17 protein-coding genes and 1 rRNA gene are annotated in these 16,784 nt (G+C 27.9%); 6 read left to right on the top strand and 12 right to left on the bottom strand.

Annotated features, from left to right (window positions below; translation table 11 throughout):
- Nucleotides 1-111 (top strand): 5S ribosomal RNA (gene rrf / locus IQC44_RS04910); the annotation flags it as partial.
- A gap of 427 nt (nucleotides 112-538) precedes the next feature.
- Here the strand turns inward: rrf and glnA are convergent.
- The 4 genes from glnA to IQC44_RS04890 are packed head-to-tail and all read right to left on the bottom strand — an operon-like array spanning nucleotide 539 to nucleotide 3,493.
- Nucleotides 539-1,966 (bottom strand): type I glutamate--ammonia ligase, encoded by a 1,428-nt coding sequence (gene glnA, locus IQC44_RS04905; RefSeq protein WP_198305233.1) that lies wholly within the window; start codon nucleotides 1,964-1,966, stop codon nucleotides 539-541.
- Nucleotides 1,967-2,000: 34 nt separating this feature from the next.
- On the bottom strand, nucleotides 2,001-2,816 hold the full coding sequence (gene hisJ / locus IQC44_RS04900; protein ID WP_198305232.1) for a histidinol-phosphatase HisJ: 816 nt from the start codon (nucleotides 2,814-2,816) through the stop codon (nucleotides 2,001-2,003).
- On the bottom strand, nucleotides 2,813-3,268 hold the full coding sequence (locus tag IQC44_RS04895; RefSeq protein ID WP_198305231.1) for a molybdopterin synthase catalytic subunit: 456 nt from the start codon (nucleotides 3,266-3,268) through the stop codon (nucleotides 2,813-2,815). The genes hisJ and IQC44_RS04895 overlap by 4 nt, the downstream gene beginning before the upstream one ends.
- 3 nt (nucleotides 3,269-3,271) lie before the next feature.
- Nucleotides 3,272-3,493 carry a MoaD/ThiS family protein gene (locus IQC44_RS04890; protein WP_198305230.1) on the bottom strand — a complete coding sequence of 74 codons (222 nt, stop codon included), beginning with the start codon at nucleotides 3,491-3,493 and terminating at the stop codon, nucleotides 3,272-3,274.
- A gap of 74 nt (nucleotides 3,494-3,567) precedes the next feature.
- Here IQC44_RS04890 and IQC44_RS04885 point away from each other — a divergent pair, with 74 nt between their 5' ends.
- Both IQC44_RS04885 and IQC44_RS04880 read left to right on the top strand, forming a co-directional pair.
- Complete coding sequence (locus IQC44_RS04885; RefSeq protein ID WP_198305229.1) at nucleotides 3,568-4,245, top strand: MqnA/MqnD/SBP family protein; 678 nt, start codon at nucleotides 3,568-3,570, stop codon at nucleotides 4,243-4,245.
- Nucleotides 4,242-5,012 (top strand): undecaprenyl-diphosphate phosphatase, encoded by a 771-nt coding sequence (locus tag IQC44_RS04880; protein WP_198305228.1) that lies wholly within the window; start codon nucleotides 4,242-4,244, stop codon nucleotides 5,010-5,012. The genes IQC44_RS04885 and IQC44_RS04880 overlap by 4 nt, the downstream gene beginning before the upstream one ends.
- A gap of 14 nt (nucleotides 5,013-5,026) precedes the next feature.
- Here IQC44_RS04880 and IQC44_RS04875 read toward each other — a convergent pair whose 3' ends face one another.
- The 5 genes from IQC44_RS04875 to IQC44_RS04855 form a co-directional block, all read right to left on the bottom strand.
- On the bottom strand, nucleotides 5,027-6,022 hold the full coding sequence (locus IQC44_RS04875; protein ID WP_198305227.1) for a type II toxin-antitoxin system HipA family toxin: 996 nt from the start codon (nucleotides 6,020-6,022) through the stop codon (nucleotides 5,027-5,029).
- A gap of 2 nt (nucleotides 6,023-6,024) precedes the next feature.
- Nucleotides 6,025-6,351: a HipA N-terminal domain-containing protein gene (locus IQC44_RS04870; RefSeq protein ID WP_198305226.1), complete on the bottom strand. Its 327-nt coding sequence runs from the start codon at nucleotides 6,349-6,351 to the stop codon at nucleotides 6,025-6,027.
- Nucleotides 6,351-6,563: a helix-turn-helix domain-containing protein gene (locus IQC44_RS04865; protein WP_198305225.1), complete on the bottom strand. Its 213-nt coding sequence runs from the start codon at nucleotides 6,561-6,563 to the stop codon at nucleotides 6,351-6,353. The genes IQC44_RS04870 and IQC44_RS04865 overlap by 1 nt, the downstream gene beginning before the upstream one ends.
- A gap of 628 nt (nucleotides 6,564-7,191) precedes the next feature.
- The gene (locus tag IQC44_RS04860) at nucleotides 7,192-7,851 is read right to left on the bottom strand and encodes a cytidylyltransferase domain-containing protein (RefSeq protein WP_257120166.1); all 660 of its coding nucleotides are present in this window, start codon (nucleotides 7,849-7,851) and stop codon (nucleotides 7,192-7,194) included.
- A 63-nt stretch (nucleotides 7,852-7,914) separates the two neighbouring features.
- On the bottom strand, nucleotides 7,915-9,300 hold the full coding sequence (locus IQC44_RS04855) for a Wzz/FepE/Etk N-terminal domain-containing protein (RefSeq protein ID WP_198305224.1): 1,386 nt from the start codon (nucleotides 9,298-9,300) through the stop codon (nucleotides 7,915-7,917).
- A gap of 264 nt (nucleotides 9,301-9,564) precedes the next feature.
- Here IQC44_RS04855 and IQC44_RS04850 point away from each other — a divergent pair, with 264 nt between their 5' ends.
- Nucleotides 9,565-10,026: a hypothetical protein gene (locus IQC44_RS04850; protein WP_198305223.1), complete on the top strand. Its 462-nt coding sequence runs from the start codon at nucleotides 9,565-9,567 to the stop codon at nucleotides 10,024-10,026.
- Between the two features lies 1 nt (nucleotide 10,027).
- Here the strand turns inward: IQC44_RS04850 and IQC44_RS04845 are convergent, their stop codons facing one another.
- Nucleotides 10,028-11,050 carry a glycosyltransferase gene (locus IQC44_RS04845; RefSeq protein WP_198305222.1) on the bottom strand — a complete coding sequence of 341 codons (1,023 nt, stop codon included), beginning with the start codon at nucleotides 11,048-11,050 and terminating at the stop codon, nucleotides 10,028-10,030.
- Complete coding sequence (locus IQC44_RS04840; RefSeq protein WP_198305221.1) at nucleotides 11,043-12,278, bottom strand: FtsW/RodA/SpoVE family cell cycle protein; 1,236 nt, start codon at nucleotides 12,276-12,278, stop codon at nucleotides 11,043-11,045. Before IQC44_RS04840 ends, IQC44_RS04845 begins: the two co-directional genes overlap by 8 nt.
- Before the next feature lie 28 nt (nucleotides 12,279-12,306).
- Between IQC44_RS04840 and IQC44_RS04835 the strand changes: the two genes are divergently transcribed.
- Complete coding sequence (locus IQC44_RS04835; RefSeq protein ID WP_198305220.1) at nucleotides 12,307-14,154, top strand: peptidoglycan D,D-transpeptidase FtsI family protein; 1,848 nt, start codon at nucleotides 12,307-12,309, stop codon at nucleotides 14,152-14,154.
- Between the two features lie 18 nt (nucleotides 14,155-14,172).
- Entirely contained in the window at nucleotides 14,173-14,679 is a 507-nt protein-coding gene (locus IQC44_RS04830) for a peptidylprolyl isomerase (protein ID WP_198305219.1), read from the top strand.
- A 114-nt stretch (nucleotides 14,680-14,793) separates the two neighbouring features.
- Here IQC44_RS04830 and IQC44_RS04825 read toward each other — a convergent pair whose 3' ends face one another.
- Complete coding sequence (locus IQC44_RS04825; protein ID WP_198305234.1) at nucleotides 14,794-16,782, bottom strand: transglycosylase domain-containing protein; 1,989 nt, start codon at nucleotides 16,780-16,782, stop codon at nucleotides 14,794-14,796.
- Nucleotides 16,783-16,784: the final 2 nt, after the last annotated feature.

Here is a 16,784-nt window from a genome sequence, read left to right as displayed (position 1 = left end):
TGGTCAAAGAGAAGTGGAAATACCCAGCCCCATTCCGAACCTGGTAGTCAAGCACTTCATCGCCGATAATACTGCAGGGTCCCCCTGTGGAAACGTAGGTCACTGCCAGCTTTGAGTTTTTACAAAGCCTTCCTCAGTCTAGTCTTTTCTAGGTTTAGGAAGGCTTTTTTTATTTATTCTATTTTATTCAAGTTTATTTTTACTATTTATTATATTTACAATATTTAATCTATTTCATTATTTTTAGGCTTAGTTACTCTTTCTTATTTATTCTATTTAGGCATATTTTTTTAACACTTAATTTATGAGTATTTATATTTCTTTATTATTCACAACGGATTTATTAGTATTTATACATTTACATATTAATATTTATTTTAGTTGTTCTATATTTTTGGAATAATGAATTTATTCTTTGATAGGTGTAGAGTATATTTGGCAGGGACTGAAGTCTCTGTTCAGAAAATAGTGAATTAAAAAGAAGCAAGAGATTAAGCCCTTGCTTTCAATTAAGAGAAGAATATATAGAAACTATTTATTAGCAAGAATACATAGTTTTAAATTCAAAAGGTGTAGGTCTAGCTTCATAAGGCCAAACTTGTGTTGAGAATTTATAGTGTTGATAAGTATCTATCATTTTCTTAGTAAATACTGGTTTTAGAAACTCATTATCTCTTATTAAAGCTTCTAAAGAACCTCTTAAAGTATGAGGCATTTGAGGAATATCTCGCTCTCTAATCTCATCTAAAGTCAGTTCATATAAATCATCATCCATAGGTCCAATCGGTTCATATTTGTTTTTTATTCCATCAAGACCAGCCATTAACATTGCTGAAAATGCTAAATATGGACAAGCAGTTGAATCAGGGAATCTCATTTCAACTCTTGTTGATTTTTCTCCTGCACCATAAGGAATTCTACAAGATGCACTTCTATTTTGTGATGAATAAGTCAAAATTGATGGTGCTTCAAACCCTGGAATTAATCTTTTATAAGAGTTTGTTGATGGATTAGTAAATGCAGCTAATGCTCTTGCATGTTTAAAAATACCACCAATATACCATCTTGCTACATCACTTAAGTTTCCATATTCACCTTGTTTATAGAAAAGATTTTTTCCATCTTTCCAAATACTTTGGTGAACATGCATTCCACTTCCATTATCTCCATAAAGTGGTTTTGGCATAAAAGTTGCAGATTTTCCATTTAAATGAGCAACCATTTTTACAACATATTTTAGTTTTTGAACATTATCGCTAGCTTCAATTAAATCTCCAAAAACAATTCCAATTTCGTGTTGTCCTTGAGCAACTTCGTGGTGACCTAATACAACTTCTAGTCCAACTTGCTCTAAAACTTGCATCATTTCAGCTCTTAAATCAACTCCATTATCTATTGGTGCAACAGGGAAGTATCCACCTTTAAGTCTAGCTCTATGACCAATATTTCCACCTTCATAATCTTTTGAATCGTTCCATTCACCATCTTCACTATCAACTCTATAGAAAGATTCATTTACAGTGTCTTTTATTTTTACATCTTCAAAAACAAAAAATTCATTTTCAGGTCCAAAATATGCAACATCTCCCACATTAGCATCTGCCAAATATTTTACTGCTTTTTTAGCAATAGATCTAGGGCATTTCTCATACATTGCTTTTTCATAAATATCGTAAACATCACAAATTACAATAATTGTACTATCTGCTGTAAATGGGTCTAAAAATGCAGTTTCAACATCTGGTTTTAAAACCATATCTGATTTATGAATAGGTTGCCAAGCATCAATTGATGAACCATCAAAAGGCATACCATTTGCTAATAAATCGTTGTTTATTGCCTTATAATTATATGTAACATGATGCCACATACCTTTAAAATCTGTAAATCTAAAATCTACAAATTTAACTTCATTTTCACTACAAAAAACAAAAAATTCTTCTATACTATTTACAAATTTTCCCATAATTTACTCCAATTTTCTAAAGCTAAGATTTTATCTAAAATTCAATTAAATTCATATCTTTTTTATCAAAAGTTGCACACTTAGTATAACCAACACTTTTTACTAAAGCAATAGCTTCTTCATACCCAAAACCAACATGCTCAACTTTATGTGCATCTGAACCAAAAGTTATATTAATTCCCAAAGAAAAAGCCTCTTCTAAAAGTGGTTTTGATGGATAGCACTCACCTATTGGTTTTCGCAAACCTGCTGGGTTTATCTCTAGTACCATATTTGCTTTTTTTATCTCTTTTAGTGCATTTTTTGCTATTAATCTTACATCTTTTTTTGGTAAAAATTTAAATACTTTTATTAAATCAAGATGCCCAACTATATTAAAGTAGTTTGTTTTTGCCATAGCTTCAATTGCATCAAAATACTCTTGCCAAATAGCATCAATATTTTTGCTTTCATAAACTCCAATAAACTCTGGATTATCAAATCCCCACATATCATTTTGATTTTGTAAAAAGTGAACTGAACCTATTAAATAATCAACTTTTGCATTTAAAATCTCATCAAGCATATAGCCTTTTAGATAATCAACTTCATATCCTAAAAGAACTTTTATTTGGTCTTTATATTTCTCTTTTGCTTCATTTACCCACTTTTCATAAATGCTTCTTTCTTTAAGTTTCATTCTATATTTTGGGTCATAATTCATAGGTGCATGACAAGCAAAGCCGTATTCATCAACTCCTAGTTCTATCGCTCTTTTTACATACTCTTCAGCACTACCCTCTGCATGATTACATAAAATTGTGTGATTGTGCAGATCTACTCTTGTTTTTTTATTCTCTAATTGGTTCATACTAAAACCCCTGCTCCATCTATTTTTTGGCTTCTATCTTTTGCATAAATTCTATTTCCATTTCTCATATCATATTTCCAAATTGGTGCATTTTTCTTAAAATCTTCTACATATTCATCCATCAACTCTAAAGCAACTCTTCTTTTGGGACTACTAACTCCTGCTATATATGAACTTGTATGATTTACAACATCGCCAAAACTATGAGCCATAAAAACTATTGCACCTTTTTTTTTGGCTTTTTCTTGCCAAGATGAAAACCATTTTTTAAGTATTGGTTCATAAACATCAAAAGAAAGCCCGTCTATATTATCTTCATCTCTAATAATTCCAACAAAAGTAATAAACGCACCATAATTTAAATCTTTGTATTTATCATACCAAGCATTGTGGATTTTTTCTATCTCTAAACTTCCACTATGAAGCTGTAAATCATCGCTATAATTAAACATATTTCAACCTCCACAAACAGGTGGTAAAAGGCTTACTCTATCACCACTTTTTAATTCAAAATTTTTATCATTTATTAGTGTATCATTTACAGCAACAGCACAAGATTCAAGCCAAGAAACTAAACTAACATCCTGTTTTAAAATATTACTTAACTCTTCAATTGTTTTTACATCTACATTTATATCATCTTTATTTATTGGTCCTAGGAATTCAACTTTAACCATTTTTAAACCTCTTTAAAATATTTTTATACTATTATATCCACTTTATTTTAAAAGCATTAAAGGCAAAAAACTTTATGATATTTTCAAAAATAGATTTTATAAATTTATTACCATTTCATATATATATTAAAAAAAATATAAAATCTAATCAACAAAAAGCGATTATTGAGTACAAAAAATCATACCCTGCAAAAATCACAAACAGTTTCAAAAAAAGACAAGTTCATAGTGCATTTATTTCATCAATTGGTTCAAGAGGTGAAAAGTTTTTGGATTTTGGAATTATTGCAAGAGATTATGTGGATTCTGTTTTTGTGCTACCAGAGAAAAAACCAAAAGATGATTTTCAATCAAAAGCTTCAAATGCTTTAGCAAAAGTTTTAAATCTTGATGGTGAAGTAATTATTGGGGATAAAGCACTAAAATATTATTTAAAAAATGAAGGAAAAGAGCAAAAAGAAAAAATGATAGATTTAGCTAAAGCTTGGCAAGAAAAATATAATCTTCCTTTTGTTTTTGGGCTTTTATGCTACAACAAACACGAAACAAGACTAAAAAATCTTACAAAAAACTTTAATAAAAGAAAAATAAAAATCCCACAATATATCCTAGAAATCTACTCAAAAAGAAGTGGAATTGCAAAAAGTGATATTTTAAACTATTTAAAAAGAATCGATTATGATATTGGATACAAAGAAAAAAGAGCTTTAAAACTATTTTTAAAACTAACTAAAGAAAAAGGAATTTTATGAATATATTTGATGCCATTTGGCTAGGAATTATTGAGGGAATTACAGAGTTTATCCCTGTTTCTTCAACTGGACACTTAATAGTTTTAAGTGAACTTTTAGGACTTGAACAAAACAATGTAAATAAGGCTTTCGAGATAATCATCCAGTTTGCAGCAATTATGGCACTTGTCTTTGTATATCCTAGTAAATTTACATTTAAAAAAATCAATCTTTGGCTAAAAATTGCTCTTGCTTTTATTCCTATTGGAGCTGTTGGGTTTTTGTTTGCAAAGCAGATAAAAGCGAACTTTAGTGTGGAGATTGTGGCTTGGGCATTTATTATTGGTGGAATTATATTTTTGATTGTTGAAAAATATTTTTATGATGATAAAAAAACTTTAATAGATGATGTTGAAAAAGTTAGTTTCAAACAAGCACTCTATATAGGTCTTGCACAAGTTTTAGCACTAATTCCAGGAGGAAGCAGGGCAGGTGCAAGTATTATAGGAGCTATGCTTGTAGGCTTAAATAGAAAAGCAAGTGCTGAGTTTTCGTTTCTTCTAGCAGTTCCTGTTATGTGTGCCACAACTTTTTATGATTTGTACAAACACCATGAAGCAATCTTACAAGATGGAAATTTACTAACTTTAGCAGTTGGATTTGTAACATCTTTTGTAGTTGCTTTAGTGGTAATCAAACTATTTTTGAAGTTCTTAGAGAAGTTTACTTTTGTAGCTTTTGGGGTTTATAGAATTTTATTTGGGATTTTGATTTTGGTTTTGATATAAAATCAAATCTCTTTTTATTTTATACCTAATCTTTTCAATCTAGTCTTATAAGATGATTTATAAAACTCTTTTGCATTTTCACTTAAAAATGATTTATCAATCAGCTCTTCAACTTTTGGAAAACTATCTTCTATAAATTTCATAATTTTATTAAATCGAACCTCTTTTAAATCAATTTGTTTAGCAAATATTTTAAAATCTTCATAAGTATAGTATCCATATTTTAGATAAGTTGAACTATACTCATCTAATAACACTAATGCCATATCTCCATATTTCTCGTTTATATGGAATCTAGTATTTAGCAAATCATAATTTGGAGTTAAAAAATATTCGCTAGAGTTTGCTTTGCTATATAAAGAGAAGTTCTTTAAATGGGCATCGCCATTACAAATAAGATAATTTAAAAGAACTCTTTTAAAAAAATCTTCTATTGAAACTACACTCGAAGCTACATATTTTTTTATCATTTTTGCACAATCCACATAAGAACAAGCATCATATTTATAGTTTTCTCCATGAGATGATGGAGATATTTCCATAATTCCTGCAAAATCTTCTTGGTCATATTTTAGATTTGAACTCTCATCATAATCAAATCTTTTAGTAATATATGCAAGTTCGCCATCGCTAAACTCTATTAAGCCACAAATTGCAGTTTGGATTTTAAAAATCTGTTTTGATATTTGCATAGACAAATGCTCATTTGCAACAACATCTTTTTCATTTTTTATATGTACATCGCTAGAGATTGGTTTTAAAATATATTTTCCATTTGTTGCAGTTGGGATTAAATCTTTGTTTTCAAATCTTAAAGAGATTTTATCTTGAACTCCTGAGATTGACATTCGAGAAGATAATTCAGCTCTTTTTTGACTAAACTCAAGCCTATCAAAATTTAAAGGGTTCGGTACAATGCTATCAAAAAGTTCTTTTATACATTTTTGACAATAGCTATTTTTTAGTTTTTTATTTGTTGCTAAACAACCTAAGCAAGTATTAGTTTCCATATTTATATCTCATCTTTCTCAATTGTTATTGAACCTATTGTATTCTCTTTTGTTGTAAGTATTAGTCTTGAAAAATCATCATCTTTATCAATTCTTAACTCTTTTATTTGAATATCTTTTAATTTTCCTTCTGCTAGTAAGTTATAAAAAAAAGGAAATAAATAGGGTGATTTAAACTCTTCTTCTTGAAGAGGTAAAGTTAAACTAATTGGTTTTTTATTTGCTAATTTCAAATACTCTTTATCATAAGCAAAAATATACTCTTTTTCATTTAGTTTGGATAGAGTTCCTGCAAGAATATTGTTTCTAAAAACTTTTGCTCTTTGCATTATTTACTTACTACTTCAATATTTATTTGCATACCAAGTGCATCTAAAAGCTTTTCAAGAGTTTTTATAGTTGGGTTTGATTTTGCATTTTCTATATCTGAAATTGAGACATAGTTTATGCCTGAAAAATCTTGTAAATCTTTTAACTCTAGCTTTAGCTCTAGTCTTCGTTTTTTGATGATTTTTCCTATTCTTACGGTTGTTAGTTCCATTTTATACCTTAAATAAAGCATTCTTATTTAGCTTATAAATTAAATAAAGCTAATTATATATGTTTTATTCTAAATTTATCTTAATATTTAGTTTATAAGTTAAATATAATCCTTAAAATTTTTATAGATTAGCAAAAAGTGAGTTACTTTTAAAAAGTTCTAAAATATTTGGTTTTATTATAACGTTTTTTTCTAATTTCCCATTTTTCTTAATCATTTCATAAACTACTATTTTTCTATTATAATTACAATTATTTATAATATTTATAGTCTCTTTTTTAGTTCTTCATCCATTTTATATCCAAAAATAATTTTGGTTTATAGTTTTACTGAAGTGGCTATTTTTTTAGTTTTACAATTTGTCTAAGTATAAAAATTGATATATCAATTTCTATAACTATTAAAATACAGGGAGTAATCATGATATTATTAGAGTTTCAATGTGGTGTGTTGTGTGGGGGAATGGTTTCCAATCCACATTGAATAACTACTTCAATAGTATTCTTATGGCTGATTTTTTCCAATAACGACACACAGAGAAGTTCAATTCTTCTCACCCACACCACATTTACTATGGCTTCAATCAACTCTATAATTTACTTAACTTTTAATTACGATATATTCAACACTATTTGTATAAAATTTTACAGTCCTTATAACTTTCAAATAATTTATCATTTTTCATCATCTCTCTTACAATTTCCAAATCCTCTTTAGTATCAACACTTAAAGCATTTGTATCTGTTCTTATAGCTTTTATTTTATATCCATATTCTAAAAGTTTATTCTCGTTAAGGCTTTTTCTTTCATTTAATTCTGAACTTTCCATTTCATAAACAAATTTATCCAAAATTCTTTTTGAGAAACTAACTAGATAATAACCTTTCCACATAGCTTGTTTTTCAACTCTTGCATCTGAGGAAATATCACTTCTTGATGTATATAAAACTTCATCATTTTCAATTAATCCATTTAAAGATTTTGTAATATCTTTAAAATCCAATAGTGGTTCATCTCCATTAATTGAGATATAAATATCTCCTTCTCCTTTTGTTGAAACTTCTTGCATTCTAAATATACCATCAATATGATTCTCATCAGTCATCATTGCTTTTCCACCATATTTTTCAACCACATCAAATATTCTTTTATCATCTGTTGCTACAATCACATCATCTAAATCTTCACACATCATAGCTCTTTTCATAGTATGTACAATCATAGGAAGTCCACAAATATCTGCTAGTGGTTTTGCAGGTAATCTTGTAGATGCATATCTAGCAGGAATTACTCCAATAACTCTTGGTTTTGATATAGATTTAATTTTTATTACATAGTGTATTAAAATACACTATGTTTCTACTCTTTCTCTTTTTTTAAAAAAGTTTAAAATAAACACTATAAATATTGAAAGTATAAATCCTGTTACAAAAGCAACTGCGATTGTTAAAGATTTTTTTGGTTTAACTGGAAAATCATTTACAATATATTCTCCAACAAGTTTTGAGTTTGTTAAGTTTTGTTCACTCTTTTTGAATTTTTGAGTATCTATTTTCTCATTTAGTTGTGAGATTCTTGTTTGAAGTTCAATATTTATCTTATCTTCTAGTTTTCTTATAGTTTCATTTGAAACATTTAATTTTTTGTTTTCAAGATTTTTTATCTCAACATTTAAAATATTTATTTTTTCATTTTCCAAGTTTTTTACATCAACAGTTGCAATATTTGCTTTTTTATTCTCTAAATCTTTTATCTTAATTGTCTCTATATTTTCTAAATCATATTTTAATTTTGGAATGGTTTCATTTTCTATAACTTCTATTTGATGTTCAATATCTTTTATTTGGTTTTGTGCATTTGTTATTAGATTTTGATAATTTAACATTTGAACAGAAGCTATCATAGAGCTTGAATTATCTGAATTTTTTATATTTTCATTTAATTTATTTAACTCTTTCATATATGTATCAAGGCTTTTTGAATAGTAGATTTTTTTATCTTCAAGTGATTTTATTTTTGATGTTTCTAAAAATTTGATATGAGTTTTTAGTGCTGGGATTTCTTGAGTTCTTATTAATTTTATCTCTCTATTTATATTTTCAATATTTTGAGAATTTAAAATATTTATTTTTTTGTCAATGTTTTTTAACTCTTGGCTTTTTAATATCTCTATTTGTTTATCAATATTCTTTAACTCTTGCTCTTTTAAAATCTCAATTTGTGATTTTAGATTTTTTATCTCTATATTATTTATATAATCTATCTCTCTTTGAGTATCTAAAATAGAGTTTTCAAGTACAATTTCATACTCTTTTATTTTTTCAATACTTAAATCTTGAATAAATTTTAAAACTTCTTGATTTTTAGCTAAAGCTGCTTCATTTGAAAATGCTTCACTTTTTATTTCTAAAAAGTTTTTAACACCTTTTATCTGTTTTATAGAAGTTACAATTCCTTTTTCAAAAGTATCTTCTTCAAATCGTCTATCTTCAATTTCAAAAACTACTTTTAGTTTTTGCTCTAGTGAATCAATATCTTCAAGTTTTTCTTTATTTATATATCCTAACTCAACGAAAGATTTAACTTCATAAATTGGTGTTTTACTATATACATAGAAAGCTGCTAAAACTGTAACTATCAAAGTAAGAATAGCTATAAAAATCTTTTTGTTCCAAATTATTTGAAATAGCTCTTTTAAATCTATTTCATCTTCAGTTAAAATATGATTTTCCTTCATCTAATTTCCCCCCCCCATAATGTGAATACAAAATATAAGTAAATTGTTAGTACCAATAAACTAACAACTGAAGCATAAAAATAATATTTAATTCTTTTATTCAAAATAACCCCTAATAATTTATTCTAACTGATAACAATTCTTATTTATCTAGTTTTTAATTCTTGAAATATTAGAATATTCTTGCTTTAATGTATCTTATATATAGAATAATCCAATTTTCATAGAATTTTGGTAGATAGAATTCTACAAAAAAGGGAAAATATGGAAGTTTTTGAGAAGATAAATCTATTATTACAAGAAAAAAAGATTTCTAAAAAAGATTTTGTAGAAAAATTAAGAAATTTAGAACCAAAACTAAATAGCACTTTAGAAATACCATCTGAAAAGTCTATATATGCTTATTTAAGTGGTAGAGTTAGCATAAAAATAGAACTAATCCCATATATAGCAGAAGCATTAAATGTACCTGAACAAGTGCTTTTTGATGATAGCAGCAGGGCTAGAAAAAATTATTTAAAACATATTCTAAAAGATATATCAAATGAAGAAAAAGAGTTAATAAAAGAAAAAGTTTGCCCTGAATCAAAGGCAAAAATAGAGATTCCAAAAGATAGATTTCATGCTATAAATGACCTACTTATATATGCACCTGAGATTTTTCTTGCAAATTTAGAAAATACTCTAAAAGAGTATAAAGATTTAACTTTGAAGTTTAAGAAATAGTTCAACTATTTAAAATATCTTCTACTATTTTTTTAGCTCCATTTGGATTTATGCTAGTTTTTAATCTTGTGCTAATATCTTCTAAATCACAATCTAAGCACTCTAAAAAGTAATCAATACTTAGCTCATCTTCATTTTGCAAAAAGCATAAATTTTGCTCACTCAAAGCTTTTGCATTAAAGTATTGGTGGTTACTTGCTGCATATTTATATGGTATAAAAAATGTTGGAAGATTGGAAGCACAAATTTCAAATAGTGTTGAAGCACCTGCACGGCTTACAGAAAAATCACACTCATTCATTTTTTCTACAAAATCTTTTGTGAAATCAAAAATATCAGCTTTTATTCCTAGTTTTTCATACTCTTCATGCACTCTATTTAAATCACTTCTTCCAGCTTGATGAACTATTTTTATTCCTCTTTCATTTAAAAAAGGTGCTACTTTTAAAGCAAAATCATTTATAGCTTTTGCTCCTTGAGATCCACCAAAAAAACCAATAGTTTTAAGCTTGGTTCTTACTCTTGCTTTTTGGAAAAACTCATTTTTTACTGGATAATCCTTTATAGATGAAAAATCGTGAAAAGATGAGTAAACTTTTGTTGCATACTTCATAGTTTTTAGATTTAGTGAACCCATTTTTGAGTTTTGTTCGTGAATAAAAAATTTACAATCTCTTTTTAATATTGCAGCAAATGATGCACTTGCAGCTGAAAATCCACCAACACTTACAACAATATTAACTCTATTTTGTCTTAAAATTTTAAGACAAAAAAGTGCTTTTTTAAATATATTTAAAAGTGAGAAAACTTTACTAAATCCACTTTTATTTACAACTCCACTTGTTTCTAAAAATATAGCCTCTTTTAATCTATTGTCGTTTTCAAACCAAGATTTATCTTGTCCACTTGTACTTCCAATATAGATTACTTCAAAACCTTTTGCTTTAAACTCATCAATAAATACATCTGCAATTTTTAGATGCCCACCTGTTCCACCACCTGTTATTACTACAATATTAGCCATTATAAGCCTTAAAATCGCTTCTGATTGTCCTACTAATAGATAAAACTAAACCTATAGATATAGACATAGCCAACATTGAAGAACCTCCATAAGATAAAAATGGAACAGCTATCCCTTTAATAGGTATCATTCCTGAAATTCCATAAGAGTTTATAATAAATGCAACTATTATCATTAAAGCAACACTAACAGAAAAGAGATGATATATTTTGTTTTCAACTCTTCTACTTATTTTAAATATTCTCCAAATTATCATTAAAATAATAAATGAAATAAAAGCTAATCCTAAAAGTCCTAACTCTTCAGTAATTCCTGCTAAAACAAAGTCTGTGTGAACTTCAGATAAGAAACCTAGTTTAACATCTCCTAAACCTATTCCTTGACCAAAAATACCACCATTATTTATAGCTTTTAGAGAATATGAAACTTGATATGGCTCTGGTAAATCATCAATTCTTAAATAAGATTCAAATGATGATGGTAAAACGGACAATATTCCATCTTGAACCATTGACCACCAAGAGTGAATTCTCTTAATCCTATGAGGAGCTGCAATAATTAATCCAATAACTCCAATTACAGCTAAACCACCTAATGCTAAAAAGATTTTAAAAGACCTATTTGCAAAGATAATTAAAACAACCAAAATAGCACCCAAAAGTACAACTTGACCCAAATCTTTTTGTAAAAAGGCAATGATAAAAACAACAACCATAAAAAACAAAAAGTATGGTGCAAGTAAGATAGTATCACCAATTAAACCTTTTTTTGGTTGATTAAGAACTTTTCTATTAAAAGACCAAGAGATAAAATATACAAATCCTATTTTAAAAAATTCTACTGGAGATAAGGAAAATCCAGGAAGCCTAATCCATCTGTTTGCTCCACCTGATTCTGTTACTAAAAAACCTGGAAGCACTGGCATTGCAACCATAAGGGCAAAAAAGAAGACAAAACAGAACATCCCAATTTTTCCCAAAATCTTTGCAGGGTCTTGTTTTGATAAATACCACATAATAAAAATAGATACAACTCCTACAGCAAATTGTCTTAAGAAGAAGTGATATTTATCATAACCAAAAAATTCAACTGTATATACAGTTAATGAATATGAAAATATTGTACTCATAATTACTAAAATTGACACTAAAATAAACAGTGAGTAATCAGCTTGTGCTAATATTGGACTATTATTGTTTTGTTTAATATTGTTTTCGCTAAAATTCATATCTTATTATATAATATTATGGATAAATATGTCATCAAATAAAATCTTCGAAATTGATAATACTAAAAAAATTATAATTCTTTTTACTTTTATTTTTCTTTTTGTACTTCTTCTTTTAACTTCAATTTTCAGAACAGTAAACGACAAAAAACATAATATAACTTTGAAAACTGAGAGAAAAGAGCTTTCAGTAAGAGGAGATATTATAAGTGAAGATAATTTTAAAATTTCAACATCAAAAAAACTATATCGTGCTGAAATTGATACTAGACATATAAGCCCTGAAAAAAAGGAACTATTTTTAAATCTTTTTTCAATTTATAGTGGTGTAGATTATAGAACTTTAAAAGCAAAATTAGATGAAGGAGAAAAGACTCCTGGAAATTTAGTTTTATCATATAGCATAAATTCAAGATCAGCAAAAAATCTAAAAGAGCTAGATTTTAAATTAGGGCAATTGGGAGTTTTTACGGCTAGAATGGTAAATGGTTCTAAATTAGTAAAAAGATTAACTATAAGCGAAAGTGGAGAAAAAAGAGGCTTTGCTTATGGAAATACTCTAACCCCTGTAATTGGTTATATATCAAAATTTGAATCAGAAAATGGAAAAACAAAAGTAAATGGAGTAAAGGGCTTAGAAAAATTTTATAATACCTACTTAAACAATGTAAAAGATGGTATTCTAAAAGGACAAAGAGATGTTATAAATTATGTAAATTTTGACAAAAACTCTGAAATGACTCAAAGAGTTGATGGAGCAACTCTAAATTTAAATATACCTTTAAAACTTCAAAAAAACAATGAAACAACATTAGATAATCATAAAAAGAAATTAAGTGCAGATGAAATTATAGTTGCTATTATGGAAAATAAAACAGGTAAAATTTTAACAATGGCATCATCAAATAGATTTAATCCTGAATCTATAAAACAAAATGACATTCCAAACTTAAATGTAAATGCTGTTGAATACCAATTTGAACCAGGTTCTGTAGTTAAACCAATATCTATCTCATTAGCTATGGATAAAGGAAGAATCAAAAAAAATGAGATGTTTGCTGCCTATAATAGTGGCGGAGGGAAAGGTGCTTATCCTATAGGAAGATTTACTATAAAAGATGACCACCGATTTACAAAAAGTTATCTATCTTTGGATGATATAGTAATATTCTCATCAAATATTGGAACATTACAAATTGCACAAAGATTAACAGGACCAGAATTTTTTGAAGGTATGAAGAAATTTGGTTTTGGTAAAAAAACAGGAATTGATTTGCCTTATGAGAAAAAGGGTTTAATGCCTAAGATTTGGCAATTCTCTGCAAATGATAAAGATAAAAGAGATAATATTTTTAAAGCAACTGTTTCTTATGGGCAAGGTATGACTTCAACTTTTATTCAACTTATAAAATCTTATTCTGTTTTTAATAATAATGGAGCTATGGTAACTCCAAGAATTGTTGATCATATCACTTATGAAGGAAGTCAATATAAACCATTTGATGATAAGCCAGAACAAGTAATTTCAAAAGAAACAGCACTTGAAATGAAAAGAATGCTAGTTAAAACTGTTGATGAAGGAACAGGAAGAAGTGCTAGAATACCTGGGCTTGAGATTGGTGGGAAAACTGGAACAGCACAAATAGCAAGAGGTGGAAAATATCTTAAAAAATATATTTCATCGTTTGTAGGATTTGTAAATGATGACAAAGGAAACTCTTATACAATAGGGGTAACTGTTTTTAATCCAAACTCTACAGGTACATACTGGTACTACTACTATGCCTCACAATCAGCAGTTCCAGTATTTAAAGAGATTGTTCAAAACTTAGTAAAATTAAATTACCTTTTCCCAAAAGAAGGTATAATTCAATAAAATTAAAAAAGGAAAAAAATGTTTAGATTTAAAAAAGATTTAAAAACTTATGAATATTCAAATGAAGAGTTAGCAAAATTTAAATTTGCAAAATTCACTACATCTAAAGGTGTTATTTGGGTTGAATTATTTAATCAAGAGACTCCAAATACAGTTGCAAATTTTGCAACATTAGCAAATGAAGGTTTCTATAACGGATTAAATTTTCATAGAGTTATAGCTGGATTTATGGCACAAGGTGGTTGTCCAGATGGAACTGGAGCAGGAGGTCCAGATTGGGCTATAAAATGTGAAGTAGATGCACCAAAACAAGTTCATAATAGAGGTAGTTTATCTATGGCTCATGCTGGAAGAAATACAGGTGGAAGTCAATTCTTTATCTGTTTTGTACCTTGTCCTCATTTAGACGGAAATCATACAGTATTTGGAGAAATAAACCCTTCTGATGAAGAGAGTTTTGAAGTTCTTGATAGAATTAGACAAAAAGATGAAATTATATCTATAGAAATTTTAGAAGAAAAATAACATCACACTTTTTACAAATATAAATATGTAAACGAAACAAGGGTCAATGCCCTTGTCAAGCCTACATACTTTTCTTTAATACTTGACTGAAGTCTAGTTTTCAAAAAAAATATTTTAAAACTCCATTGCATCTGGGTCTGAAATAGATTGTTCTATTGTAATTTGTGAATCAATATCAGGCAGAGGAGATTTATCTGTATAAAATTCACTTTTTCCATTAAATATTCCACTATAAACTTCATCTGGTTTTGTAAATGTTCTTTGAATTTCAGGATGAATTTCAAGATACTTTTTATAAAAATATCCAAAAACTGGTGCTGCTATTGTTCCACCCATTTCGGCTCGTCTCATAGGAGTATTATCGTCATTTCCAAACCAAACTATAGTTTGAATAGATGGGGAATATCCACAGAACCAAGCATCAATATTATCATTTGTAGTTCCAGTTTTACCAGCAAGTTCAATTCCAGTAACAGCTGCTCTTTTTCCTGTACCTTTTGCAATAACATCTTTTAAAATAGATGTTGTAAGATAAGTTTGTTCAGGAGTTGTAACCTCTATTTTCTCACTTTCAAAAGTTGTAGCATTTCCATCTTTATCAATAATTTGTTCAACAATATATGGTTTTACCATAGTTCCATTGTTTGATAATACTGTATAAGCTTGTGAAAATTCAATTAATGATAGATTCATAGATCCTAAAGCAAGTGATAAATCTTGATTTACATTTTTAAATCCATATCTTTTTAATTCACTAGCAACTTTTCCTATTCCAATATCTGTAACTAAATTTAGAGTTGAAAGGTTTCTTGAGTGTATTAATGAGTCTCTAAAGCTTACAATTCCTTGAAAGTTTCCTCCAGAGTTTTTAGGTTGCCAAACTTTTTGAACACCATTTTCTCTATAAGTATATGTTCTTCCAATATCAAAAAGCTGACTAGCTGGATTGTATCCTTCATCTAAAGCAATTTGATATAAAAATGGCTTTATTGCACTTCCTGCTTGTCTAATTGATTGGAAAGCTCTATTAAATACTGAAATTTGATAATCAACTCCACCAATAAGAGCTAAGATTTTTCCAGTACTATTTTCAAGAGTTATCATAGCTGCATTTAACTCTTTTGTAAATTTATCATCTGTTTGGTTTTTACTATTTTGTCTAATATCAAAGTCTCTTTTTTTAGACTCTTCATAAGATTTTCTAATGGCCTCATTTGCTATTGTTTGAGCTTCTAAATCTATTGTTAAATATACTTTGTATCCACCAGATAAAATATCTGGGAAGTCATTTGATAATTGATTTATAGCATAATCAACAGCATAAGGAGCAACATTTTGAGTTAAAGTTTGGTTGAAAATTACTGGTTTTTCATTTATAGATTTTTCATATTGCTCTTTACTAATCCAACCTAAAGTATCAAGTCTAGTAATAACTTGATTTGCTCTTGCCAAAGAAACTTCTAAATTTTTTGTGGGATCATAAAAACTAGGAGCTCTTGGAAGTCCAACTAAAATAGCTATCTCTTTTAAGCTAAGTTCATATAGCTCTTTTTTAAAATAACCTTTTGCAGCGGTTTTTATTCCATAATATCCATGCCCAAAATATACATGATTTAAATATCTTTCTAAAATCTCCTCTTTTGTAAGAATAGTTTCAAGTCTAATAGCAAGAAGTGCTTCTTTTACCTTTCTCATAAGTTTTTTTTCTCTACTTAAAACTAATACTTTTATCAACTGTTGAGTTAAGGTACTTGCCCCTTCACTATATCCACCAGATTGTATATTTTTAATAATAGCACGACTTATTGCATCTGGATTTATTCCAAAGTGTTCAAAAAATTGTGTATCTTCAATAGCAATTAGCCCTTCAATTACTCTTGCTGGAATATCATCATATTTTACATACTCTCTATTTTCATCTTTAAAAGTATTTGCAAGAAGTTTTCCATTTTTATCAAAAAATTGAGTACTTTGCTTTGGTTGGTAGTTTACAACACTATTTATATCGTCTTTTATTTCGTCATATAAATCATATAAAAAAACAGCAACAACTGCACCAACTATTATTGAAAGTATAAAAAATAGCTTTATGAAGAATTTCATCA

This window comes from Arcobacter vandammei, from assembly GCF_016106035.1.
GTDB classification, from domain to species: domain Bacteria; phylum Campylobacterota; class Campylobacteria; order Campylobacterales; family Arcobacteraceae; genus Aliarcobacter; species Aliarcobacter vandammei.
This window is presented reverse-complemented; position numbering and strand designations above follow the sequence as displayed.